This window comes from Microcystis sp. M015S2 (genome assembly GCF_020245945.1).
Lineage (GTDB): Bacteria > Cyanobacteriota > Cyanobacteriia > Cyanobacteriales > Microcystaceae > Microcystis.
This window is the reverse complement of record NZ_JADBTX010000053.1, coordinates 54,217-77,487: the sequence shown is the minus strand read 5'-3', so window position 1 is coordinate 77,487 and position 23,271 is coordinate 54,217. Positions and strand designations below refer to the sequence as shown.

The 23,271-nt window shown below is 45.1% G+C and carries 30 protein-coding genes and 1 pseudogene; 24 read left to right on the top strand and 7 right to left on the bottom strand.

The window, feature by feature from the left end:
• The 12 genes from IM473_RS22730 to IM473_RS11400 all read left to right on the top strand — a co-directional run.
• Positions 1 to 153 (top strand): type II toxin-antitoxin system HicA family toxin (locus IM473_RS22730; RefSeq protein ID WP_502845928.1); only part of this gene is annotated, 153 nt, incomplete at its 5' end.
• Between the two features lie 394 nt (positions 154 to 547).
• Positions 548 to 823 carry a hypothetical protein gene (locus IM473_RS11445; protein ID WP_002733756.1) on the top strand — a complete coding sequence of 92 codons (276 nt, stop codon included), beginning with the start codon at positions 548 to 550 and terminating at the stop codon, positions 821 to 823.
• Positions 820 to 1,191, top strand: coding sequence for a clan AA aspartic protease (locus IM473_RS11440; protein WP_123230802.1), 372 nt, complete (start codon positions 820 to 822; stop codon positions 1,189 to 1,191). Before IM473_RS11445 ends, IM473_RS11440 begins: the two co-directional genes overlap by 4 nt.
• Before the next feature lie 260 nt (positions 1,192 to 1,451).
• Positions 1,452 to 1,829, top strand: a complete 378-nt coding sequence (locus IM473_RS11435; protein ID WP_002734748.1) for a DUF433 domain-containing protein — start codon at positions 1,452 to 1,454, stop codon at positions 1,827 to 1,829.
• Positions 1,826 to 2,218, top strand: a complete 393-nt coding sequence (locus IM473_RS11430; protein ID WP_287659481.1) for a DUF5615 family PIN-like protein — start codon at positions 1,826 to 1,828, stop codon at positions 2,216 to 2,218. The genes IM473_RS11435 and IM473_RS11430 overlap by 4 nt, the downstream gene beginning before the upstream one ends.
• 139 nt (positions 2,219 to 2,357) lie before the next feature.
• Entirely contained in the window at positions 2,358 to 2,594 is a 237-nt protein-coding gene (locus IM473_RS11425) for an antitoxin family protein (RefSeq protein ID WP_002793822.1), read from the top strand.
• Positions 2,587 to 3,000 (top strand): type II toxin-antitoxin system VapC family toxin, encoded by a 414-nt coding sequence (locus tag IM473_RS11420; RefSeq protein WP_287659480.1) that lies wholly within the window; start codon positions 2,587 to 2,589, stop codon positions 2,998 to 3,000. The genes IM473_RS11425 and IM473_RS11420 overlap by 8 nt, the downstream gene beginning before the upstream one ends.
• A gap of 498 nt (positions 3,001 to 3,498) precedes the next feature.
• A complete protein-coding gene (locus IM473_RS22560; protein WP_353737441.1) occupies positions 3,499 to 3,741 on the top strand; it encodes a GIY-YIG nuclease family protein in 243 nt (80 codons plus the stop codon).
• 365 nt (positions 3,742 to 4,106) lie between these two features.
• Positions 4,107 to 5,189, top strand: a complete 1,083-nt coding sequence (locus tag IM473_RS11415) for a sulfate ABC transporter substrate-binding protein (RefSeq protein ID WP_287659478.1) — start codon at positions 4,107 to 4,109, stop codon at positions 5,187 to 5,189.
• A 194-nt stretch (positions 5,190 to 5,383) separates the two neighbouring features.
• Positions 5,384 to 5,764 carry a DUF7980 family protein gene (locus IM473_RS11410; protein ID WP_287659476.1) on the top strand — a complete coding sequence of 127 codons (381 nt, stop codon included), beginning with the start codon at positions 5,384 to 5,386 and terminating at the stop codon, positions 5,762 to 5,764.
• Positions 5,761 to 6,429, top strand: coding sequence for a phosphatase PAP2 family protein (locus IM473_RS11405; protein WP_287659475.1), 669 nt, complete (start codon positions 5,761 to 5,763; stop codon positions 6,427 to 6,429). The genes IM473_RS11410 and IM473_RS11405 overlap by 4 nt, the downstream gene beginning before the upstream one ends.
• A 111-nt stretch (positions 6,430 to 6,540) precedes the next feature.
• Positions 6,541 to 7,539, top strand: coding sequence for a sulfurtransferase (locus tag IM473_RS11400; protein ID WP_287659474.1), 999 nt, complete (start codon positions 6,541 to 6,543; stop codon positions 7,537 to 7,539).
• A 174-nt stretch (positions 7,540 to 7,713) separates the two neighbouring features.
• On the opposite strand, the gene cpcA is transcribed toward IM473_RS11400, so the two are convergent.
• Both cpcA and cpcB read right to left on the bottom strand, forming a co-directional pair.
• Positions 7,714 to 8,205, bottom strand: coding sequence for a C-phycocyanin subunit alpha (gene cpcA, locus IM473_RS11395; RefSeq protein ID WP_287659472.1), 492 nt, complete (start codon positions 8,203 to 8,205; stop codon positions 7,714 to 7,716).
• A 55-nt stretch (positions 8,206 to 8,260) separates the two neighbouring features.
• Entirely contained in the window at positions 8,261 to 8,779 is a 519-nt protein-coding gene (cpcB, locus tag IM473_RS11390) for a C-phycocyanin subunit beta (RefSeq protein WP_002733930.1), read from the bottom strand.
• A gap of 670 nt (positions 8,780 to 9,449) precedes the next feature.
• On the opposite strand from cpcB, the gene cysK reads away from it, so the two are divergent.
• The 10 genes and pseudogenes from cysK to IM473_RS11345 all read left to right on the top strand — a co-directional run bounded on the left by cysK (position 9,450) and on the right by IM473_RS11345 (position 16,134).
• Positions 9,450 to 10,397, top strand: coding sequence for a cysteine synthase A (cysK, locus tag IM473_RS11385; RefSeq protein ID WP_287659471.1), 948 nt, complete (start codon positions 9,450 to 9,452; stop codon positions 10,395 to 10,397).
• Positions 10,398 to 10,412: 15 nt separating this feature from the next.
• A complete protein-coding gene (locus tag IM473_RS11380; RefSeq protein WP_228051289.1) occupies positions 10,413 to 10,547 on the top strand; it encodes a PLP-dependent transferase in 135 nt (44 codons plus the stop codon).
• Between the two features lie 76 nt (positions 10,548 to 10,623).
• Entirely contained in the window at positions 10,624 to 11,160 is a 537-nt protein-coding gene (locus tag IM473_RS11375) for an MgtC/SapB family protein (RefSeq protein ID WP_287659470.1), read from the top strand.
• A 223-nt stretch (positions 11,161 to 11,383) separates the two neighbouring features.
• Entirely contained in the window at positions 11,384 to 12,058 is a 675-nt protein-coding gene (locus IM473_RS11370) for a hypothetical protein (protein ID WP_287659469.1), read from the top strand.
• Positions 12,059 to 12,215: 157 nt separating this feature from the next.
• Positions 12,216 to 12,791, top strand: coding sequence for a Crp/Fnr family transcriptional regulator (locus IM473_RS11365; RefSeq protein WP_287659468.1), 576 nt, complete (start codon positions 12,216 to 12,218; stop codon positions 12,789 to 12,791).
• Between the two features lie 30 nt (positions 12,792 to 12,821).
• Positions 12,822 to 13,460, top strand: coding sequence for a cadmium resistance transporter (locus IM473_RS11360; protein ID WP_287659467.1), 639 nt, complete (start codon positions 12,822 to 12,824; stop codon positions 13,458 to 13,460).
• A gap of 67 nt (positions 13,461 to 13,527) precedes the next feature.
• A pseudogene (locus IM473_RS11355) lies at positions 13,528 to 14,007 on the top strand (FAD/NAD(P)-binding protein); the annotation flags it as partial.
• A gap of 963 nt (positions 14,008 to 14,970) precedes the next feature.
• A complete protein-coding gene (locus IM473_RS11350; protein WP_287659484.1) occupies positions 14,971 to 15,678 on the top strand; it encodes an MBL fold metallo-hydrolase in 708 nt (235 codons plus the stop codon).
• Positions 15,679 to 15,718: 40 nt separating this feature from the next.
• Positions 15,719 to 15,925: a DUF6888 family protein gene (locus tag IM473_RS22725; RefSeq protein WP_407069742.1), complete on the top strand. Its 207-nt coding sequence runs from the start codon at positions 15,719 to 15,721 to the stop codon at positions 15,923 to 15,925.
• The gene (locus IM473_RS11345) at positions 15,922 to 16,134 is read left to right on the top strand and encodes a DUF6887 family protein (RefSeq protein WP_002779089.1); all 213 of its coding nucleotides are present in this window, start codon (positions 15,922 to 15,924) and stop codon (positions 16,132 to 16,134) included. Before IM473_RS22725 ends, IM473_RS11345 begins: the two co-directional genes overlap by 4 nt.
• Before the next feature lie 34 nt (positions 16,135 to 16,168).
• Here the strand turns inward: IM473_RS11345 and IM473_RS11340 are convergent, their stop codons facing one another.
• From IM473_RS11340 to IM473_RS11330, 3 genes are all read right to left on the bottom strand, one after another.
• On the bottom strand, positions 16,169 to 17,704 hold the full coding sequence (locus IM473_RS11340) for a hypothetical protein (RefSeq protein WP_287659466.1): 1,536 nt from the start codon (positions 17,702 to 17,704) through the stop codon (positions 16,169 to 16,171).
• 116 nt (positions 17,705 to 17,820) lie between these two features.
• Positions 17,821 to 18,912, bottom strand: a complete 1,092-nt coding sequence (metX, locus tag IM473_RS11335; RefSeq protein ID WP_287659465.1) for a homoserine O-acetyltransferase MetX — start codon at positions 18,910 to 18,912, stop codon at positions 17,821 to 17,823.
• 15 nt (positions 18,913 to 18,927) lie between these two features.
• Positions 18,928 to 20,226, bottom strand: a complete 1,299-nt coding sequence (locus IM473_RS11330) for an O-acetylhomoserine aminocarboxypropyltransferase/cysteine synthase family protein (RefSeq protein ID WP_061432703.1) — start codon at positions 20,224 to 20,226, stop codon at positions 18,928 to 18,930.
• 639 nt (positions 20,227 to 20,865) lie between these two features.
• On the opposite strand from IM473_RS11330, the gene IM473_RS11325 reads away from it, so the two are divergent.
• Both IM473_RS11325 and IM473_RS11320 read left to right on the top strand, forming a co-directional pair.
• Entirely contained in the window at positions 20,866 to 21,672 is an 807-nt protein-coding gene (locus IM473_RS11325) for a prohibitin family protein (protein WP_287659464.1), read from the top strand.
• 71 nt (positions 21,673 to 21,743) lie between these two features.
• Positions 21,744 to 22,142, top strand: a complete 399-nt coding sequence (locus IM473_RS11320) for a YidH family protein (protein WP_287659463.1) — start codon at positions 21,744 to 21,746, stop codon at positions 22,140 to 22,142.
• 77 nt (positions 22,143 to 22,219) lie between these two features.
• Here the strand turns inward: IM473_RS11320 and IM473_RS11315 are convergent, their stop codons facing one another.
• Together IM473_RS11315 and IM473_RS11310 are read right to left on the bottom strand one after the other, a co-directional pair.
• On the bottom strand, positions 22,220 to 22,459 hold the full coding sequence (locus IM473_RS11315; RefSeq protein ID WP_287659462.1) for a hypothetical protein: 240 nt from the start codon (positions 22,457 to 22,459) through the stop codon (positions 22,220 to 22,222).
• A gap of 138 nt (positions 22,460 to 22,597) precedes the next feature.
• Positions 22,598 to 23,236: a TerC family protein gene (locus IM473_RS11310; protein ID WP_287659483.1), complete on the bottom strand. Its 639-nt coding sequence runs from the start codon at positions 23,234 to 23,236 to the stop codon at positions 22,598 to 22,600.
• Between the last annotated feature and the right edge of the window lie 35 nt (positions 23,237 to 23,271).

Below are 23,271 nucleotides of genomic sequence, written 5' to 3'. Positions count from 1 at the left end.
TTTCGGATCATTCGCCAAGGCAAACATATCATCATGAGTGATGGGGTGCGTCAAGTTGCTCTTCCAAGGCACAATCCAATTAAGGCATTTACAATGGGTGGAATTGTTCAAGATGCTGGTTTGACAGTCGCAGAATTTCGTAAACTATTATGAGTGCGATGCCAAAGGCACTGCGTAGCAGATCGCCTCGTCCGTAGGTTGGGTTGACGCAAGGAAACCCAACATCAATCAACTCATAACAGAATGCGATGCCGAAGGCACTGCGTAGCAGCACGCCGATCTGGTAGGGTGCGTTCACTTCGTTAACGCACCTTATCTAATGTTCAAAATCCGTGCGTTACGCTGACGCTAACACACCCTACTGGACTGTTTCAGCCGTAGGGTGCGTTCCCTAATGCAGGATTTTGGGGAACGCACCCTGCACATTGATTGAAGCTGTGAGGTTAGGTGCGGTGCTGCTCTTGTGGGACCAGTTGAGGAATGTTAGCGAAGATTGCCAATGTTTAGGTTAAAATAGAGGGGCAAAAGTTGCCACAGGGTCGGTTCAATGACAGTTCGACAACCCCGCTACAGCAAAGAAGAATTTGCCCGACGTGGACACGAAGTCTATGAATCTCAGGTACGCTCCCAAATCGAGGAAGGGAATCATGGGAAGATTGTAGCAATAGACATCGAAACAGGGGCTTTTGAAGTGGCTGACGACAGCCTAACAGCTGCTAAACAACTGTTAATACGTTTTCCTGATGCACAAATATTTGGTATTCGCATTGGACATCGTGCCGTCCATCGTTTTGGCTTTCGTTCCCCCAGTGTGTCGCCATGATGATGGGGAGCGTCAATTCGCGCCGAGAAGCAATTATTCAATTCGTAGTGCTAGGCGAAAATCACCAGAGGCAAGCGATTAAAGCAGTTATTGACACTGGTTACACTGGATTTCTCACGTTGCCTTCTGCTATCATTACAAGACTAGGATTAACGTGGTATATGCAAGAAGAGGGAATCTTGGGCGATGGAAGCCTCTGTATGTTTAACGTATTTGAGGCAACTGTGATCTGGGATGGTCAGATCAAATCTATTGAAATCAATGAGTCAGAGACAGATCCATTAGTTGGTATGGGTTTACTTGATGGCTATGAGTTGAATATTCAGGGTTTTGCTGGAGGATTAGTGACAATTAAACCTTTGTCATAGTGCGATCACAATCGCCGTAGGGTGCGTTCCCTAATGCAAGTCCTACTGTTCCACCAATAGATTTTTGGGAACGCACCATGCACATTGATTGAAACTGTCAGTCTAAGTGGGATGACGAAGGCACGGCCTAGCAGTACACTGATTTTGTCGGGTAAGGGGCGGGCTATAATGAACGGTGAACCTGATTGGTCAGAAAAAATTGACCAATATTTGTCTGGTGAAACCATTGACCATTAAGTGGATTCTAAGGAGCTAAGGGAATGACCTGGACGGCAAACCAACAAGCGAAAATTATCCGTACAGAGCGAGGACTGACGATCGCTGGCACGCGCATCACCCTCTATGATGTGATCGATCTCCTAAAAGCGGATTATCCTCCTAAACTGATTCGTGACACATTTAACCTCACGAACGCGCAAATTGACGCAGCTTTGTCCTACATTGAGGCAAACCAAGCTCAGGTCGAGGTTGAATATCAAGAGGTTCTTCAGAATAGGGAAGAAATTCGCCAGTACTGGGAAGATCGTAACCGTGAACGCTTTGCTCGAATTGCAGCAATGCCACATAAACCAGGGCAAGAAGCGTTTTGGGCAAAGCTTGAGGAGCAGAGAGCCAGACGTGCCGCACAAAAACAATGACTTTCTTAGTTGACTACAACCTCGACGGTTATGCGCTGATTTTTCTTGGTATATTGGCAAAACGTGGTTGGCTTGAGTTTCAGTCTGTCCAATTTGTCACCTTTAGAGAGGTTGGATTGTCGATGGAAAGTAGCGATCGCCTAGTCTGGTGCTATGCTCAAGAACAGGAGATGATGATTCTTACTGCTAACCGAAATATGAAGGGTGATGATTCCCTTGAGCAGGTTATGCGAGAAGAGAACACAGAGAACTCATTTCCAGTGTTGACGATTGCAAATCTCGATCGTTTGAGTGAAGCTGAGTATAGAGAGCGCTGCGCTGAACGACTGATCGAAATTGCTGTAGATCTTGATAATTACAAGGGGGTTGGTCGGTTATTCATTCCATGATATTGTCGGCTACGCTTGAAAATTAAGGCGATTTGAAACTGTGAGGTTAGGTGCGATGCCGAAGGCACGGGGTAGCAGTACACTGATCTGGGCGGGCTATAATGAACATAGATAGACAGTCCTCAGCAGTTAGAAAATAATGCCTCAAGCACTCGAAGCCGTATTTGATGGGACAGCCCTTCAACTGGAAGAACCCTTAAACCTAGCCGCAGGCACGAGGGTGACAATTATCATTGAAAGTGTTTTACCCAATGAAGTAAAACCACCTAAAACGTTTCTGGAAACTGCTCAGTCTTTAAAATTACAGGGTGAACCTGATTGGTCAGAAAAAATTGACCAATATTTGTCTGGTGAAACCATTGACCATAATGACTGAAGTTTTTTTAGATACATCTTTTGCGATCGCGTTATCTTCCGTCACCGATCGAAATCATCTACGGGCTGTTCAGCTTGCTAATCAAATTGAGACTAACAAAACCCGTCTAGTAACGACTCAGGCGATCTTGCTAGAAATAGGTAATGCACTTTCTAAGCAAAGATACAGAGCGGCGGCAATCCAACTTTTAGAATCCCTCGAAATCGATCCCAGCGTTCAAGTCATTTTATTAACCAATAGCCTATATAGGTTAGCATTCAATTTGTTTAAGCAACGAGAAGACAAAGAATGGGGGTTGGTGGACTGTATGTCATTCATCGTGATGCAGGATCGAGGAATCACTGACGCACTGACTGCCGATACCCATTTTCAACAAGCGGGGTTTAGAGCATTGTTAAAGGACTAATCACTTTACACGCTGATGAAAACTAGGTCTAATGAACCCGCTGCCAATAGACATCGACCTAATATTATCTCAAGACCAAAAGTCTTTCTATAGCGGTAAGCGCTTGAGTGAGATACAGACCAAGCCTTGCCTAGCATGGTTTATAGCTCGTGACACTGTACTTCATACGACTGCACACCGCTATAGTTAAGGAATCTACCCGAATAAAAATTATTTTAATTGCCTCATATTTTTTCAGTGAAATTGAATTAGCAACGATAGATATACATTCCATCTCTCGAACTATTTAGTTAGTACATAAACTAAAGGCAAGCTGTGACTGGGTTATAATTTTTGGAGATGTCTAATAGATTTTTGGGAACGCACCATGCACATTGATTGAAGCTGTCAGTCTAAGTGCGATGCCGAAGGGACTGCGTAGCAGTACACTGATCTGGTAGTGCGATTGCAGAGCCTCTGGGGTGCGTTAATGAAATGTAAAGCATCTTTTTCCGTGGCATGATCAGTTCGACAACCGACAATCTGCCTTCCGTGCCAACGAACAACTCTGAAATACAAAACCAAGCAAGAAGCGTCTTGGATGCAATTGCGTTTACTCCCTTTGAGCAATGCCAACCCTTGAGCCTGGATTTTAGCAACATTCCTGATTGTCCTGGCATTTACGCAGTCAGGCATAGATCTCAGGGATTGCTTTACATTGGTAAAACCAAAAGTTTACGGGGTCGTTTTAAAGGTCGTTAGACCGCTTCAATTTTAGGGTAATAGTTGCTAAGGTCTGCTAACTTCACCGTTAAACCCACATAGGGAGAGGTTTTTGAGCGCTAAAAAATTCTTTCCTCTCCATAAAGACGATAAAATCTCTATTTTGGAAGCATAAAAAGGCTTAAGGCAGATTTAAAGGCACATTTAAGCTATATAAATCGAATATTTACGCTTTTTTCAGCTAATCAAGCCATTAATGGCTTGATTTATTGGCATCTAACCCAACTGAGACAGTATAATTTTTTCTGTGATGTATTGAAATTGTTTCTTATTTCATATAAAATACAATTTCAGAGAAAATACCTAGCAATCTCCCATAAATAAACAAAGGAGCCGATGACATCGTGATCCATGAGCCTAGATCCCAAAAACCGAAAACCCTCTTACCTTTTATTTCTCTAGCTACGGCTGCCGTCGTCACAACGGGAATCGGACTAGCTTCTAGTCCCCTATCGGCATCGAGTAATCTGCTGGCAAGTCCGGATAAACAGCAAGCTAAACAACAAACCGTGGAAATCACCCTGGTTTCCTACGCGGTGACTCAATCGGCCTACTCAAAAATCATTCCTCTATTCGTCAACAAATGGAAAAGAGAGAAAAAACAGGATGTGGTGATTAAACAGAGTTATGGCGGCTCTGGTTCCCAAACCCGCGCTGTTATCGACGGATTAGATGCAGATGTGGTAAATTTGGCCATCGGTTCCGATGTGGAACGCTTGCAAAAAGCGGGTTTAGTTAACCCCGGTTGGCAGAAAGAATTACCCAACAATGCCATCGCCACTCGTTCCGTGGTAGCTTTAGTTACTCGTCAGGGCAATCCCAAAGGAATCCGCAACTGGCCAGATCTAGCCAAATCGGGGATTAAAGTCATTACTGCCAACCCGAAAACCTCTGGGGTGGCTCGGTGGAATTTTCTGGCCCTGTGGGGATCGGTAACTCGGACCGGCGGCAGTGAAGCACAAGCGACCAATTTCGTCCGCAATGTCTATAAAAACGTTCCTGTACTACCCAAAGATGCCCGGGAAGCCAGCGATGTCTTCTTTAAACAGGATCAGGGGGATGTGCTGCTTAACTACGAAAACGAGGTGATTCTGGCCCGTCAAAAAGGAGAAACCGGTTTTTCCTATACTATTCCTTCGGTCAATGTTTCGATCGATCCGCCCGTGGCTGTAGTGGATAAAATAGTTGATAAACGCAAAACCCGGGAAGTAGCGACAGCTTTTGCCCAATTTCTCTTTACTCCCGAAGCGCAGCGGGAATTCGCCAAGGTGGGTTTCCGTCCGGTTAATGCTAATGTGGCTAAAGAGTTTAGTAAACAATACCCAAAAGTGTCGAATCTGTTCTCCTATACGGCGATCGGTAGTTGGGGGGAGATACAGAAAAAATTCTTCGCTGATGGGGCGATTTTTGACCAAATTCAGCGTTAATTAGTAGTAGGCCGTCAGCTAAGTAAGTGGTTCTGATTGATTGATCCCCCCTTAATCCCCCCTTAATAAGGGGGGTGCCGATCTCCCCTTAATCCCCCCTTAATAAGGGGGGTGTCTGACAATTTTCAACAGCTACTTACTTAGATAGCTGATGGCAAAAAACACAAAACTAATAGTTAGTAACTAAAAAAAAGATGTATATACTTGACAAAATCAAAAACGGAAGCTTGGTATTGATCGGTTACTTATTATCGCCCCTGTGTTGGTGGAACGATCTAATTTTTAATCTGCCGATCGCCTACGGTTTCGGTCGTTTAATTGCTTGCTTACACGCCGATTTTTTTCTACCAGCGGCCATGGTTGGTTATTGGTTATCTAATCTTGTGGGAATTCTGCTAATGCAATTCGGAACGAAAGAATTAATCGGTGGAGAGAAAGAAGAACGCAATTGGCAAAAAGAATTAAGAAATGGATTACTTTCCTCGACAGTTTACACTTTAGTTATTCTGGGCCTAATTCATTTTCAGGTATTAGAAATGCCCCTGTTATCCTCGATCGCCACTTTTTCCCCGTGATTCCCAAAACCTACTTAAACAATAGCTTATTTTTCTTAGCCATCTTGTTAACATCGCTAAGTTTTACGGATTTAGCGATCGCTATTGACAGGCATCCCCAGGGATTTGCTTGGGAAAAATCGCTGCTGCTATCTATTCATCAAACTGCTAATTTAAACCTAAACTTTTTGGCCATAAAACTAACGGGATTAGGTACTTATTGGGGAGTGGCTCCGATACTAACAATTTTACTGCTGATTTTTGCCCTAAAAAAATACTGGTATGGGTTCGCTTATCTCCTTGTGACCATGGCGGGAGGTTGGGCAATTAGTTATAATCTCAAGATTCTTTTTCATCGAAACCGCCCGCAATTTTGGCAGTTATTTTATCCCTTACCCGATGATTTTGCCTTCCCTAGCGGTCATGCTTTATTTAGTTCCCTATTAGTGGTTTCTTTACTGATCCTATCTTGGAGAAAGCGCTGGTTTTTAGGGGTAGTTTTACTGGGGATTCCCTTCCTCTTAGTTATTGCTTGGACCCGTCTTTATTTAGGAGTTCACTTTCCTAGCGATATCCTTGCCTCTTGGCTTTTAGCGATCGCTTGGTCCCTCCTAGTTCATCTCTGGTGGCAACAGTTATTAGAGACACCCAAGGCGATCAACACCCAAGAGGAAACTAATAATTAGTTGACCGACTTGCTGCCCCAAAAAAATATCACGTTATACCTAAATTTTTGGAGAAAGCTAATCAAAGCCCTATATTAATTATCGTTTGATATTCGTCGCTGACACTGAATCATGAAACCAAAACTGCGTCAAGGGAAGGGTCTATCCCTGGGACGGTTTCAAAGCCGTCCCCTTACTTTTTTCACTTTAGTTCTCCTCTGCATTTTAACCTTTACCTTAGCCCCGTCATCGCCCCTGATGGCCACGTCTAAATCTGAGACTAAGATAGACTTTGTATCGCCGGTTTGGGTAGCACAAAATCTCAACGATCCGAAGTTAAAAATTCTCGATGTGCGGATTAATCCTTTGGAATATATCACCGGTCATTTACCGAAAGCGGTGAATATAGCCGACAATAATTTTCGTGGTCCAAACGGATTTTTGCCGGTTCAATATTGGCAAGAGGATAAAATTGGCAGTCTCTTTGCCGCTGCGGGAATCACTAATGGCGATCGAGTGGTAGTATATTCCGATGGTCGCGATGTCTTGGGGGCAACCATGGTCGCCTATTTACTAGAGCGATCGGGTTTCCGAGATGTTGCCGTCTTAGATGGGGGTTTTAAGGGCTATAAGGGTTCCGAACAGAAGGTAACTAAAGAATTCCCTAAATATCAACCCGGAAGCTTTACTGTCCGTGATAATCCCTCGATTCGGGTGACTTTAGCGGAAGTAGAGAAATTGATCGGCAAACCGGATGTGGTTTTTATCGATCCTAGACCCGAAGAACTTTTTCAGGGGAAACAGGATATCTGGCTGAGAAATGGTCATATTCCGGGGGCGAAAAATATACCCTGGCCGACCTTTACGGAAGCAAATAATCCCGATGAATCCCTGAAAAATCCCCATAAATTGAAATCTTTAGACGAAATCAGGAAGATTCTTGCCCAACGCAACATCAAGCCCTCCGATAATATTATTATCAGTTGCAGTACGGGACGGGAAGCGACTTTACAGTATGTTGTCCTCAAACATCTGCTCGGTTATCCCAAGGTGCGAATTTACGAAGGTTCTTGGACAGAGTACAGTACCACAGATCTGCCCGTCGCTACTGGGCCAGAAAAAGCGGTCTAAAGTCAAGTTTCTCGGTTTATACTCGTTGTGTTTAACCATCTTGCCCAAGATGGTTTTTTTGTTAGGGTAGGTTCCCGAGGACGACCAAGTTAGACGGACGCAAAAAAACCTCGGCGCTCATCCCGAGGTGAATTTAGGAGATTTGAGCTTATGTTGACGTGAAGTTGACGGGAATTAGCTAAGGGCGTTGATCACATAATCAATGTAGGAATTAGCTTCTACAGCAGCATCCCCAGTTAATCCGTGATTGGTTTTGATGTATTTTAAGGCTTCGATATACCAGCTAGGAGATAGTTCAAAGGCACTATTAATTTCACTCAAACCGGCGACTAGATATTCATCGATCGGGCCTGTACCCCCCACCACGAGGGCATAGGTGATAATCCGGATATAGTAGCCGATATCACGAACGCACTTGGATTTCCCCCGCTCATCGTAGGCATAGTTCGGCCCCTGGAGTTGGGTGGTGTAGGGAAATTTTTGATAGACAGCGTTGGCTGCTTCTTGGGCTAAACTGGGGGCTTTTTGGGCGAGGATTTTTACCCCTTCTAGGGTGATGGCGGCCTGACGGAAACGACCGAACGCTACTTGTAATTCAGCACTGCTGAGAAAACGGCCTTGGGAATCGGCAGTAGCCACCGCTTCGGTTAAAGGTGTCTTGGTCATCGATGGAATTGCTCCTACAAAAGTTTAATCGGATTGAGAGAAGAAAGTCACAGCATCAGGAAACTGCCGCCGCCGCTCGATCGAAGTAAGAAGCGACTTCTGCTAGTAAAGAACTGCAATCCCCGCGAGTGATCCCGTTGGGATCGGCCGCTAGGGCAAGGGAAGCGTCTTTGAGCTTGAGAATTCCGGCCGCAACAGAAGCCCCCGGAACCCCTAGGGCGACGTAGGTTTCCCGGAGACCGTTCAAGGCGCGATCATCGAGGATACTGGCATCGCCGGTGAAGGTGGCATAGGTAACGTAGCGCAGGATAATTTCCAAATCCCGCAAGCAGGCGGCCGCACGACGGTTGGTATAGGCGTTGCCACCGGGGGCAACTAAAACGGGCTGTTCTGAAAACAAACTACGCGCGGCATCGGTAACGATCGCAGAAGAATTACTGGAAAGACGATTGACCACATCCACGCGTTTATTACCATCTTTGACGAAGGCAATTAGGGCATTGACTTGATTCTCGCTCAGGTATTCCCCGCGGGTATCGGCCTGAGAAACGACTTTGGCAAAGGCATCTAACACCATAGTTTTCATCTCCTATAATGATGATTGGTTTCGGCAAAATATCGAGGTTGATTTCTCTGGCTTTTCTTTATTTTTTCCGATAAAGTATCTAGGAGTTTTTTTCTTGGGACTATACTATCGTCCTTGAAAAAAGTTTTACTCTCCCTTGGCCAGATTTTTTTGTATATCGAGGAACAATTCTTGTTAATTGAATTTAGCGTTGATAGGCGCTTCCAGACATACTTCGTTTTTGCCATGAATTATTTTATAGACCATATTTACACCTTTATTTATTAAAAATTATTTCCTAAAAAAGCAGCAAAAAAATAATTTTTTAGGATAAATCTCAGAAAACTTTCTTAAATGTGTAACCCGATACCAAGAAAAAGTATCGCTCTTTTCATCTCTCTAATAATTCGTTTAAGTTGTTTAAAGAAATGTGCTTTTATATACTAATAATAGTTCACTAAATTAAGAGAAATTTCCCAAGACAACTTTGCCGATTGTGCTTCGATATACAAAAAAAGTGGCAAGGCAAAAAAATCGACAGGGATAATCCCCGCCGACGTTGTGATCAGAGGTGCCAACACCAGCATTTTGCAGTGTACTCCGACTTAAAAAGTATTGTAAAACATCTTAAATACATATATAATTAAAAATAGCCAACAAATACAAAGCAAGTGGGATTATGCCGATCGCAAGAGACATCACCCAATTGGTAGGACGGACTCCCCTAGTCCAACTGAATCGAATCCCAGTGGCGGAGGGAGTAAAAGCCCGCATCGTCGTCAAACTGGAAAGTATGAACCCCGCCGCCTCGGTTAAAGATCGCATCGGGGTTAGTATGGTGGAGGACGCGGAAGCCGCCGGACTAATTCACCCCGATAAAACAATTCTGGTGGAACCCACTTCCGGCAATACCGGCATCGCCCTGGCCATGGTAGCCGCTGCCAAAGGCTATCGCCTAGTGCTGACTATGCCCGAAACCATGAGTTTAGAACGACGGGCAATGTTAAAAGCCTACGGGGCCCAATTAGAGTTAACCCCGGGTAGCCAAGGCATGAAAGGAGCGATCGCCCGGGCTGAGGAAATAGTCGAAAACACCCCCAACGCCTATAGTTTGCAACAGTTCCGCAACCCGGCCAACCCGAAAATTCACCGGGAAACCACCGCCGAAGAAATCTGGGCCGATACCGATGGACTGGTGGATATCGTTATTGGTGGCGTGGGAACCGGGGGAACCATTACCGGTATTGCCGAAACCATTAAACCCCGTCGTCCCCAATTTCAAGCGATCGCAGTTGAACCCTCTAATAGTCCCGTCTTATCGGGAGGACCACCCGGGCCGCACAAAATCCAAGGCATCGGCGCTGGTTTTATCCCGGCAATTTTCCGACCGGAATTGATCGATGAGGTGATTGTCGTCGATGATACAGAGGCTTTCGCCTACGCGCGACGGTTAGCTCGTCAGGAGGGACTACTATCGGGCATCTCGGCCGGGGCGGCTTTATGGGCGGCGATTCAAGTGGGCAAAAGACCCGAAAACGAAGATAAATTAATCGTCATGATTCAGCCTAGTTTCGGGGAACGTTACCTCAGCACGGCCCTGTTTAAAGACCTCGAAGATATCGACTAATAGGACAATAAATTGATGGAATTTGCAACGAGGGCGATTCATGGGGGGCAAGAACCAGACTCTAGCCATGGGGCGGTAACGGTTCCCATTTATTCCACTTCCACCTATAACACCAGCTTTACTAGGATTATCGATCGGGATCGAGAATAGAAACGATTTAAAGCGGGATCTGGAAAAGGCCTTGATTGGTTAGGCGAAGTTTTTATCTCATTTGATGGGTTAAGCAATGTTTTTTGACTCGACAGATTGGCAAACGATTGTTTTTCGGCTGAGTATGGCTATGGCCGTCGGCTGTCTGATTGGTTATAACCGACAGCGAGGCGGTCGTCCGGCTGGATTGAGAACTTTTATCCTCGTTAGTCTCGGAGCTGCCATGTTCGTGATGATTCCTCTACAAGCGGAGGGAGATGTGGGTTATGCGTCTTCTAATGCTCTCAGTCGTACTATTCAAGGGGTCGCTTCTGGTGTCGGTTTTTTAGGGGCGGGAATCATCCTACAACAATCTCATCGGGAACTAAATAAGGTACAAGTGAAAGGTTTGACTTCGGCGGCGACTATCTGGTTAGCGGCAGGATTAGGCGCGGCTTCTGGTTGCGGTTTATGGCAGATGGTTCTCGTGGGAACTTTTTTCACTCTCTCCACCCTCAGTGGCATTAAACGACTGAAGAAAAAACAACCCTTAGCCAAATATATTAAAGGTCGTAAGAAAATATCTCGGATCAATCAAGAAATAGACTCATCGGATAATTCAGCGTCTCATTAATGAAAGAAGTTATAAAAATTTAATTTATATTTATATTGAGAGAGTAAAAGCTTTTCTTTACTATTTTTTGGCTTGAAAAGCTTATGTTTTTGCTGGCAATTTATCGGTCAAAAAATATGATAAATTATTTATGAAATTTCTTTTAAATAAATAACAAATAAATATTTTATATGATAACATTTAGATCGAGTAAACACTTTTCTGAACAGGAGAAAATCCAACTATGATCAACCGAAATAAGAGCTTTCAAAGCCTCAAAAATCAAGTTTTCCAGCTGCTCATTTTCCTCTTAACTGTCACTTTGCTCCTCGGGGGAAGAGGAAATGCGATCGCCTTGCCGCTACTCCCCGAACCGTTGGCCGTCATCGACCGTACAACAGCAACCGGTGGCACTGTGGTGGAACCAGTTAAGAAAAAAAATGAGGTTTCTAGCCCAAAAATTCTCGAAGATGCCCAAATTGCCTATGAAAAAGCCATCCAAGCGGCAAAATCGGCTATCGATGACCTAAATGCTCAACTAGCCGCTCCTTCTCTCGACAAGAAGATTATCGAAGCTCAACAGGACAACCTAGAGGACTTAGCGGATAATATTGACGATCTAGGGGAAAAAGTGAGTAAATTTACGAAAAAATTGACCAAATCCGGGGCTAAACTCAGTGAAACCCTGCAAAACAACCTTATTACCCTAGAAAAGAGCCTCGTTAATACCTCCGAGACGATCGATATCTTAGCTGACGACACCGAACGACTCAAAGACAGTGCTTCCCCTTTCCTGAAAACTCGCGTGGAAAAGACCATCGACGCAGTTAAACAAACTCTACAGGAAAGCGATCGAGCTTGGCAAGAACTGCTCTCCTCGGCCACCACGGAACTGGAGAAGACTAGCACCCCGAAATAAATAGGGCTTGCAAGGGCATAAAATCAGTCTTTTTTGGGGTAATTATCGTTTTTACCCCAAAATTGTCAAAAAAACCTTAACTCGTCTAAAAAGCCCCTTTATCGAGGGACTTGTGCTTTTGACTGACTAAGTACCTAATCAAAATTAATTACCAATCATGACGCTTACCTATCAACCATCAACCCCCCATCGCTGGCACTTTGATAATCGGGCGATTTTGCCCCTCAGAAACCCTAATTTCTGGAAAATCGAGAGTGGAGTCGTGAAAACCTCCACCTGGTTAGAAGATGGAACCCTGATCGTCTTGGGATTGTGGGGACCCGGCAGTTTTGTTGGCAAAACCCTAGAGAGAGTCAATCCCTATCAAGTTGAGTGCATTAGTCCTGTGCAAGCAGTTTCCTTTTCCACAGTTGAGAGTTATCAAATGGCAGAAATTCTGCTGTCTCATCTTCAGCAAGCACAAGAACTAAGTATTATTCGTAGCTACAAACGTACTGATGTTATGGTTGTGAAATTACTGTCATGGTTAGGCAATCAATTTGGTAAACAAACCGGTAGCGGACAATTAATTGATGTGCGTCTAACTCATCAGGATATCGCTGACTTATTAGGAACCACCAGAGTCACAATTACCCGCGCACTTAATAGTCTAGAACAACAGGGGGCCGTGGAACGTCTTCCCGTCCATCGTCTTCTTTTACGAGAGGAGGACATCTGGCACTACGAGATTTAGAATGGGAAGGATTATCTCTTTTTTCAATCTATGAATTGGTTAGTAACCCTTTTAATTACTAGCGTGACGAGTTTTGTGGCCACAAATCTCGATGATCTGATGGTGCTAATGTTGTTTTTCTCGCGACTTAATGCTAATTTTCGACCTCGACACCTGATTGTTGGTCAATACCTCGGTTTTACCCTGATTCTCCTAGCTAGTTCCCTCGGTTTACTATTTGGGTTACTGGTTTCTAAAGAATGGATTGGTCTATTAGGATTTATCCCTCTAATTATCGGCATTAAACAACTTTTGTCAAGGGAAAATGAGGATTATATTCAAGAAGTAAGAGAAGATGTTAATTATTCTAAAAATCGCTCCTTTATTCCTCGTTTTCCCTCCCAAACCTATTACGTTGCCGCCGTGACCGTGGCTAACGGCGGTGATAATATTGGTATCTATACCTCTCTTTTTGCCAATAATTACCCGATGCACGTCTTAATTATCATGATAATTTTTTATCTCATGATGGGGATTTGGTGCGCCCTAGCCTATTTTTTGATTACCCATCCCAGGATAGCTAAAGTGGTTACAAACTACGGACATAAAATTAGTCCTTTTATCTATATTTTTCTAGGGATTTATATATTAGTTGACAGCCGATCCTATCGTTTATTTTTAACCTATTAACCAAGAATGCCTAAAAATTATCTTTCAGCTAGACTAACTAATACTAAATCCTCTTTAAAAGTTATCTATGAGCTACATTGACCGGAATCAATTTTCTGCAACTTTCGACATCGCCATTATCGGGGGAGGATTTAGTGGTTCCCTGGTGACAGCGAACCTGTTACGCGACACGGGGACTCCCTTATCGATCGCCCTGATCGATCACCGAAAACCCCTCGGTACGGGGATCGCCTACGGAACGCGAGATAGCGGCCACCTGCTCAATATTCCTGCCGGCAAAATGAGCGCCTTCGAGGACGATCCCGAACATTTCCTCCACTGGTTAGCGGATAACGGCTATCGATCGATCGATCCGGCCAGCTTCGTACCGCGTCTAGTGTACGGCAAATACATCCGATCGATCCTAGAAGAAGCGCGGGACAACGCCATTGCCGATCACCGTCTGGAGACATTTACCGATGCGGCGATCGATCTGGTACTCGACGGGGAAAAGGCGACGATTACCCTCAAAGGAGGCAAGAAAATCAGCGCCGCTAAAGTAGTCCTGGCGCTGGGCAATTTTCCCGCAACGGTTCCCCAACCCCTCGCGTCTCTCAATTCCCCCTATCTCCGCGACGCTTGGGAGACGGACACACTCGCCGATCTAAAACCCGACGGGACGGTGCTGCTGGTCGGTACGGGGTTAACGATGGTGGATATGGTGGTTTCCCTGGCACAAAGGGGATTCGCCGGCAAAATCCACGCGGTTTCCCGTCATGGCCTGCTCCCCCGATCGCACCGACCCACCGATCCCTATCCCCCGTTCCTCACCCTCGAAACCGCACCCCAGACCACCCGGGGACTCCTAAGGCGAATTCGTGCGGAGGTAAAAAGCGCCGAGAGTCAAGGTCACGACTGGCGCGCCGTTTTAAACGCCTTACGTCCTATATCTCAAGGTCTATGGCATTCTCTGCCGATAGCCGAACGCGCCAGATTTCTACGCCACCTGAAAGCCTATTGGGAGGTGCTTCGCCATCGCCTCGCCGATGAGATCGCCAGTATCCTCGACGAGGCCGTAGAATCGGGACAATTAACCTATCATGGGGGAAGAATTGAAACTGCTGAGGATAAAAACGGCTGTGTAGAGGTTACTATCCGTCAACGGGGGACGGGAAACCTGTTAAACCTAACGATCGATCGAATTATCAACTGTACCGGCGCGAGTAACGATTACAGGAAGATCACGGATCCCCTCGTCGTTCATCTTCGCCAACGGGGGTTAATCCGTCCCCATCCTTTGAATTGTGGCATCGAAACTGCGGACAACGGGGCAATTCTCAGGCAGGACGGTACGGCATCGCCAACGCTCTACACTTTGGGAAATCCCCGCAAAGGCGATCTCTGGGAAACCACCGCCATTCCCGAACTGCGTTTACAGGCGGCCGAACTGGCCCGGGAGTTGTTGCGATCGCTGAAAGAGAGAATTTCTCTCCCCGCGGCCTACTCGATCGCATTCCGGCCGGCAGCGCCGATTTTTCGCCAGCTTTTTGATAGGGAATCGAGTACCTACACCTATCTGATCGCTGATTCGGGTACGGGGGAGGCAATTTTAATCGATCCGGTTCTCGAACAGGTCGATCGCGATCGGCAGATTCTTTGGCAGTTGGGGTTAACTCTACGCTACACGATGGAAACCCATGTCCACGCCGACCATATCACCGGAGCGCACCGCTTACGCGAGTTAACCAACTGTTCGATCCTCGTTCCCGAAAATGCGGAAGTGAGCGATATCGATGGTTATGTGCGCGATGGCGATATCTGGATCGTGGCAGGTCAGCAGCTAAAAGCGATCTCTACCCCGGGCCACACCGATAGTCATATAGCCTATCTCATCGATGAAAAACGCCTATTAACGGGGGATGCACTCTTAATTCGCGGTTGCGGTCGTACCGATTTTCAGAACGGTTCGCCGGAAGTGCTATACAAGACGGTAACGGAGAAGTTATTCACTCTCCCGGACGATACGCTTGTTTATCCCTGTCACGATTATCTGGGAAGAACGGTCTCCTCGATCGGTGAGGAAAAGCGCTGGAATCCCCGTTTTGCCGGCCGCAATCGTCAGGATTTTGTGGAGTTGATGAATAATCTCAATCTACCCTACCCCAAGAAGATGACCGCTGCCTTAAGTGCCAACGCACGGGGTGGTAAGGTGGTTTTCGTCATGGATTATCAGATATAAACGGGCAAGCGATTGATCGCCCCGTCAGTCCTGCGCTACACTGGATAACGAAACACCGGAGGAGTACAAGCCCATTCCTACTGCCGCGCAACAGCTAACCTGTTTTATTTTAAGTTATTGGGCAACGAAGATATATTTGCCCGTTAATATTGTTCCGATTGACGAAAGAACGGGAAATATCTTTTTTCTCGCTGGGGAAGAGCAAGAAATTATTATTTTTAAAAATGGCGATTGGAGGTATGTATGATAAAACGCGAGTTTGAATCGATGAGTCGCGAGGAACTACGGAGTTATATTCTCGAACATAGAGAGGACGAGAGGGCCTTTCAAATTTATCTCGATCGGGTGACGGCCGAACCGGGAGAAATTTATCCCGCACCGCATTCGATCGAGGATTTAAGTCATTTTCCCGATCTCGTGACCAAAAATCGTCGCAATAAACAACAGAAAATATAAATTCAAAGCATAAAAGCCTATCAATAAAAGTCCTTTAAATGTCTATAATTATGTCCTTTAAATGTCTATAATTATGTCCTTGATTATCAGGGTTAATTGAAGAATTACTTTGTTTAGGTAACATTGATTCTGCCCAATTTTGTAGGCTTCTATCATATATCCAATACTCGAACTCATGTAAAGATCGAACAATAGGAGGCATAGAAAGATTCAAATGATCGCAATAATCTGTAGATTTAACTATCGATTCAAAGACATTAGATGCTAGTAGTGCATCATAAAATGTAAGAATTAGTGGGATCACAGGTTTATCTTTGAGTTTAAGAGCTTTAATAGTTGATGATATTTGTTCTGTAGCACCATGAATTCTTCCCCACAAACTCGCCAATCCTTTGGGATTAAAATATACGCTTGTATCGGAAGACATTAAAGAATTTTTGCATTCAATAATAATATAAACATTAGGTAGAGTAATTAGAAAATCAGCCCTTTTGTCGTCAGAGCTTTGTGGATTTTCAACCTCTCTAATCTTTTCAAAACAGTTAGGTGCGATTATAGGGAATAAAACGTTAGCGAGATATTGTTCAAAAGCTTGATCCAAAATCTTATTAGATGGAAGATGCTTGCATGTTATATTCCAAGAAGATTCCATTAATGAACACGCGTCTGGCAAACAATATTTATCTTGACCCAGATCAATAAAAGGATAATCGAGAAAAGAATTATAAAAGAAAGGATGATAGACTTCACTTGTATTATTTAACCTTTCTGTAACTATATTACGGAATGAGTCACGATCACTCGAACTAAAAACTCGACTATTTAAACGAACAAAAATCCTTAGATTTTCTTCGGTATAACCTTTAGATTTCAGTTCGTCATCAAAATCTATACTTTTTTTAAAATCTAGTACACCTCGAAATCTCGTTTTCAAAAAACATCCGATGCTAGACATAAACTGAACAAAATAAAATTCATGATTTAATTTAGTGGAGGATTCAAAAAAATTTATAGTATTTAAGTCTATAGAATTTAGAATTTCAAAAACCTTCATAGTTCGTTGTACACGAGCAAGTTGTACAAGAGCAAGGGGGGTCCAAAATCCAGAATTTTGACAAAGTGCCTGACGCTGTAAGAAAAGATGGCCTCCATTTTTGCGTATTAGTTCTTTGGTGAAAATATCACTTAGAAGCAATTTCCAGTTACGAACAGTTTTGTAATTCTCTTGCTCCCAAGTATGTAAATAATTAAAGATATATTCTGCTTCCGTATCTAGGAGGGTTTTATCTGAAATGGTATGATTAGCAAAATTGAACAAGACATCAATGAGACTTTCAAATTCTTGAAAAGTAATCGCTTGATTACGGTAAGGATTTCCTGCACTCCCAAGCAAGATCAAGCGTAAAGCATAATTTCGTCTGGAATTTTTTATTCCCTGTCCTAGACGCGATATTCGAGGTCCCCCATTTTGCCATTCTTGCCAACATACACTTGTACCAACTTCTACAAACGAGCTAGAGTTATAACGACGGAGATATTCACGAAGCTCTTTGATACTTTTAAATTCCATTGAACGAGTTCGGGGAGTTAATACGAACGATTAAAGCAAACTTCCTTTCTCTAATTTTAACAAGATTTCCTCTCAAACATCCCGATCGCCTCCAGCGCAGCAACGCCGATCGCCTTCTACCCCACCATCCCCAACCCGCAACCGTCAAGAGTTCCCCTTTCTAAACGGAAAGTCACGAGAAGATCATTCAACGCATCCATATCGCCATCCATTAAAAATGCGTCGTGACCGTGCGGCGATCGCAACCAAAATAATTCAGAATTGGGGATATATTTCGCCAATTCCTCTTGTTCTACGGGAGGATAAAGAAGATCCGAATCGATCGCCACGATCGCCGTCGGTTGTTGAATCGACTGTAAAACCGATTCGTAACTTTTTCCCGTCCGGGTGACATCATGACGATCCATCGCCCTACTTAGGGTGATATAAGCATTGGCGTCAAAACGTTCGACTAACTTTCTCCCCTGATATTCTAAATAGCGGGCGATCGTGAACTCTCCCCCCTCCCCGTACTCGCGGCCGAAACGTTCCTCAAAACTGGCGTGCGATCGGTAGGTAGTCATCGCCATCATCCGGGCTGCCGATAAACCCCGGGCCGGAGGGCGATCGAGCGCATAATTTCCCCCTTGCCAATGGGGATCGGCGTAGATCGCTCCCCTTTGAGCTTCTCCTAGTGCGATACACCAGGCCGAATGTCGTCCCGAAGCCGCAATCACAGCGATCGATCGCGTCCTCTCCGGGTACAGTAGCGCCCACTCCAAAACCTGCATTCCTCCCAGGGATCCCCCGATCACCAATCGCAAAGACTCGATCCCCAATGCGTCCACCAACAGCCGTTGTAGGTGAACCAGATCCCGGACGGTAATCTCCGGGAAAGTCGGGCCGTAGGGTTTACCGGTACGGGGATCGATCGAAGTGGGGCCGGTTGTCCCGTAGCAACTGCCGAGAATATTGCTACAGACAATAAAATCCCGGGTCGGATCGAGAACGCGTCCGGTTCCTAACAAAGGTTCCCACCAAGCTTCCACGTCGGCCCATCCCGTGAAGGCATGACAGACAATAACCCCGTTATCCCGCTTGTTATTCAAAATTCCCCAGGTTCGATAGGCGATCCGCACCCTTTCGAGAACCGCCCCCGATTCGAGAACAAAAGGATGCGGTGGGGAATAGAAACGGGTTTCCGGGGAGATCAAGTCTAGGCGATCCATGGGCGGGGTGGTGGGTTATAAACTCTGGAAAGTTTGCTGGAAATCCTCGATAATATCGTCAATATGTTCCAAACCCACGGAAACGCGGATTAATTCGGGCGTTACTCCCGCCGATCGCTGTTCTTCTTCGTTTAACTGCTGGTGAGTCGTGGAGGCGGGATGGATAACCAGGGTTTTTGCGTCCCCCACGTTGGCGAGATGACTAGCTAGTTTCACCCGGTTGATAAAATTCCGCCCGGCCTCGAAACCGCCCCGAATCCCGAAGGCTAAAACCCCGCCGAAGCCGTGTTTTAGGTACTTCTTCGCCCGTTCGTGGTAAGGATGTTCCGGTAATCCGGGATAATCCACCCATTCCACCTGTGGCTGTTCTTTGAGCCAGTTCGCCAGGGCCAAGGCGTTGGATACATGACGATCTACCCGTAGGGAGAGGGTTTCCAATCCCTGTAGCAGTAAAAATGCGTTAAACGGACTCAAGGCGGGCCCGAAGTCCCGCAATCCCTCCACCCGCGCCCGGATAATAAAGGCGATATTGCCCAAAGGGCCGGACGGTCCGAACACCTCATAGAAATTCAACCCGTGATAACCCGGCGCGGGTTCGGTAAACTGGGGAAATTTGCCGTTTCCCCAGTCGAATTTCCCCGAATCGACGATTACTCCGCCGATGGAAGTGCCGTGACCGCCGATCCATTTGGTGGCCGATTGCACCACGATATCGGCCCCCTGTTCGATCGGGCGACAGAGATAGCCGCCGCAACCGAAGGTATTATCGACGATGAGGGGAATGCCGTTCTCGTGGGCGATATGGGCCAGGGCGGCAAAATCGGGAATATTAAATCGGGGATTGCCGATCGTCTCTACATATAAAGCTTTAGTGCGATCGTCGATCGCCGCTCGAAAAGCCTCGGCCTCATCGCCATCGACGAACTTGACATTTATTCCTAAACGTGGTAAGGAGACTTTGAACTGATTATAGGTTCCGCCGTAGAGGTAGCTAGTAGAAACGATATTATCCCCCGCACCGGCAATATTAGCGATCGCTAGAAATTGCGCCGCCTGACCGCTAGAGGTGGCCAGGGCCGCCGCGCCTCCTTCTAAAGCGGCGATCCGCTTCTCAAAGACATCGGTGGTCGGGTTCATGATCCTGGTGTAGATGTTGCCGAACTCTTCCAGGGCAAACAGTCGCGCCCCGTGGTCGGCATCGTTGAAAACGTAGGAAGTGGTTTGATAGATGGGAACGGCGCGGGCGTTGGTTCCGGGGGCAGGTTCCTGGCCGGCGTGTACTTGTAGCGTCTCGAAACGATAACGGTCAGACATGGGCGCTCAGGGACGAAAATAAAGGATAAATTCCTCGATCTGTGCGCTCGAGGAAAAAGGGTGATTAAATGACCTCATTAGGGGATGGAATGGGTACAGTAGGCTTATTCGCTTACTGTATTTTTCTATCATAGCCATTTCTGCGAGTCAATTTATCGAGATATCCTGTATACAGAATATCTTTTATGCCGAAACTAGATTGTGTTAAGGTAATTGCTACAAAAGAAAGTACCAGCTAGACTGGTGGAATGAGAATGTACCATTTAAGACAAGGGAAATTTTGTTATAATTGTTTCTGGATAATCCCGATTCCTTTCTTGGACAAATAAATGCTTTTTTGGTCAAGTTTCTGACTAAAACTAACGAGATAATCGTTTTGATTCATGATTAGTAAAACATTTAATCGGCGACTATGGTAACTATAAATAGACAATTATTTCCCGATATTTTGCCAGCCAGAAGGAAAAAATAACGAGGCTAAATCTGACTTCATCTAAATAATATAGGACAACTTTACCTTCATTTTCTAGTTGATAAAATTCTTAAGGTAGATAAAAATATCGCTAATTATCAACATAAAATTAGTCATTTTATTTATTTGCAAAACTATCCTATCAACCATCTATATTATCAATTAAAATGCTCAAAATTCGTCTTTTAGCTAGACCAAGTAATCTCTTTTTTTTGTTATTAATTTTGGCGATTATTTTTAATCCTTTCGTGATTGTTAATGCGGGAGAAAGAGGGGTTTTAATGGTTTTTGGTCAAGTACAGGAGAAAATACTTAATGAGGGCATTCACGGGATTATTCCCGTTGTTAACACGGTGAAAAAACTAAGTGTGAGAATCCAAAAACAACAGATAGCGGCCGAAGCTTCCTCCAAAGACCTACAGGAAGTATTTACAGATGTGGCCCTGAATTGGCATATTTTAGCATCAGAAGTTAATAATATTTTTCAACAAATTGGCGATGAAGCGGCTGTCATTGAACGAGTGATCGATCCAGCAGTGGAGGAAATTCTTAAGGAAGTTATGGCTAAATATACCGCCGAAGAATTAATTACTAAACGGGAGGAGGTGAAAGGAGAAGTGGATATTCGTTTGAGCGAAAGACTGAAAAATTATCATATCGGTGTCGATGATGTTTCTTTGGTTCATGTCAACTTTTCCGATCGCTTTACCGAGGCGGTGGAAGCCAAACAAATTGCCGAACAGGAGGCCAAAAAAGCCGGTTTTATGGTGCTGAAAGCCTTGAAAGAATCGGAAGTAAAAATCAATCTGGCTAAAGGAGAGGCGGCAGCTCATCGCATTCTCCAAGATTCCTTAAGTCCAGAAGTTTTACAGAACAAAGCGATCGAAAGATGGGACGGTAAACTCCCCCTATTTATGGATGATAATCTGCTTAAGTCTCTTGAATTGGTTAAAGATAAGCGAAAAACTAGATGATAAAAACAATTTATTAAAACCATAAGAAAGAATACTTGATTTTATTGAACTTCCCAGCGAGGAACTCCTCTATGCTGTTTAAATCCCAAAAGACAGGGCAGAAATTTAACCCCGATTACTGGCGAGATCATTCGGCCAACGAACGCACCTATCTGTCTTGGATGCGTGCCTCGATCGCTTTGATGGGTTTTGGTCTGGTCATTTTGCGTTTACGAACGGCATCTTCTACAGTACTAGGATTGGGGTGGTTGTTGGGTTTTGTCTTCGCTATGGTGGGATTATTAACCGTTGTCATCGCCACGCGCCGGTATTTTCTCATCCGGCGAGCGATCGATAGTAATAGCTACGAACCTGCTCAAGTCTGGATTATTTGCTTTAGTATAGCGATCGCTTGTCTCGGGTCGGGAATTCTCTATTTTGTCGCGACCAGTCCCGATAGCGGTGGAGTGGAAAGCATCGGTTTCGATTAAAACCCCATCCTCGGACGGAGCGGGATGGGGAGAAAATTGCTCGATACAGGCGGTAAAATCCAGATAACTACTTAGAATTACCCATTTTCCGACCTTTCCCAAGAAGGGGCAAAAGGTGGACAAATTAAAGGACAAGCGCGCCAATGACTGTGAACAGGGACTCCCAAGCGCTGACAATAGCCATTTCCTCTCCCCTGAAACTTATAAAACCGACAGTAACGACAGGTAGAGGAACAAGTGGCAACTTTCGGGAGAGGATTTCCCGTGGTTTCGAGCGCTGTTAGTTTTGGGGATAGGGTGGAAATGGTGTCTAGCAAGGAAGTCTCCAAGGCTAACGGGGTTCACTAGCGACTCTTACCGTACCTAGTCACAAATTATGTCACAGTCGCCCGTCGTCCCGGAGTATAACGGTTGACACGCTCCTAAAAAATTGAGAAAATCCCTTGCTGCCAGAACTATTCCACCACAACAGGCCTAGAAAAGCCCCAACTTAACGAGACCGCCACCATCATCAATACCATCCACTCTGGCGGTAAATAGGTTGGTTGACAAGCTTTTAATAACAATCTTCCCCCTACCGCTAAAACCGTCAGATAGGCCGCATCTTGTAGGTAAACAAACTCAGCTAACCACTTAACAAATAAACCGGTCAAAAATCCTAGGGCTAACATTCCCAAAATACCACCAGTCAGGAGAATCCAGAATCGATCGGCTAGGGCGATCGCTGTTGTCATACTATCAAGAGAAAAAGCCAGATCCGTAAAAGCAATCAGAACAATAACAGAACCCAAAGATTCTATTCCGAAATTAGGGTCAAAATTTTGGTCTTCTGTCTCTATATTGCGAAATTTCTGCCAAAAATGCTTACCCGCTAACCAGATCAGATAAATAGCGCCCAGTACCTCCACCTGCCAGAATTTAACTGTCCAACTGGCACTGACTAACATGGCAACTCTCAAGACAAATGCCCCAGCTAATCCCCAGTTTAAAGCTTGGCGTTCTTGTCTGGGGTCGGGAAGTTCTCGCACCAAAGCGGCCAGGGCGACGGCATTATCGGCCGATAGAATGGTTTCTAAGACTGCCAGGGTGAGAATAGTGCCGCAAGTGGTTAGAGAGAGATTTTCAGCGA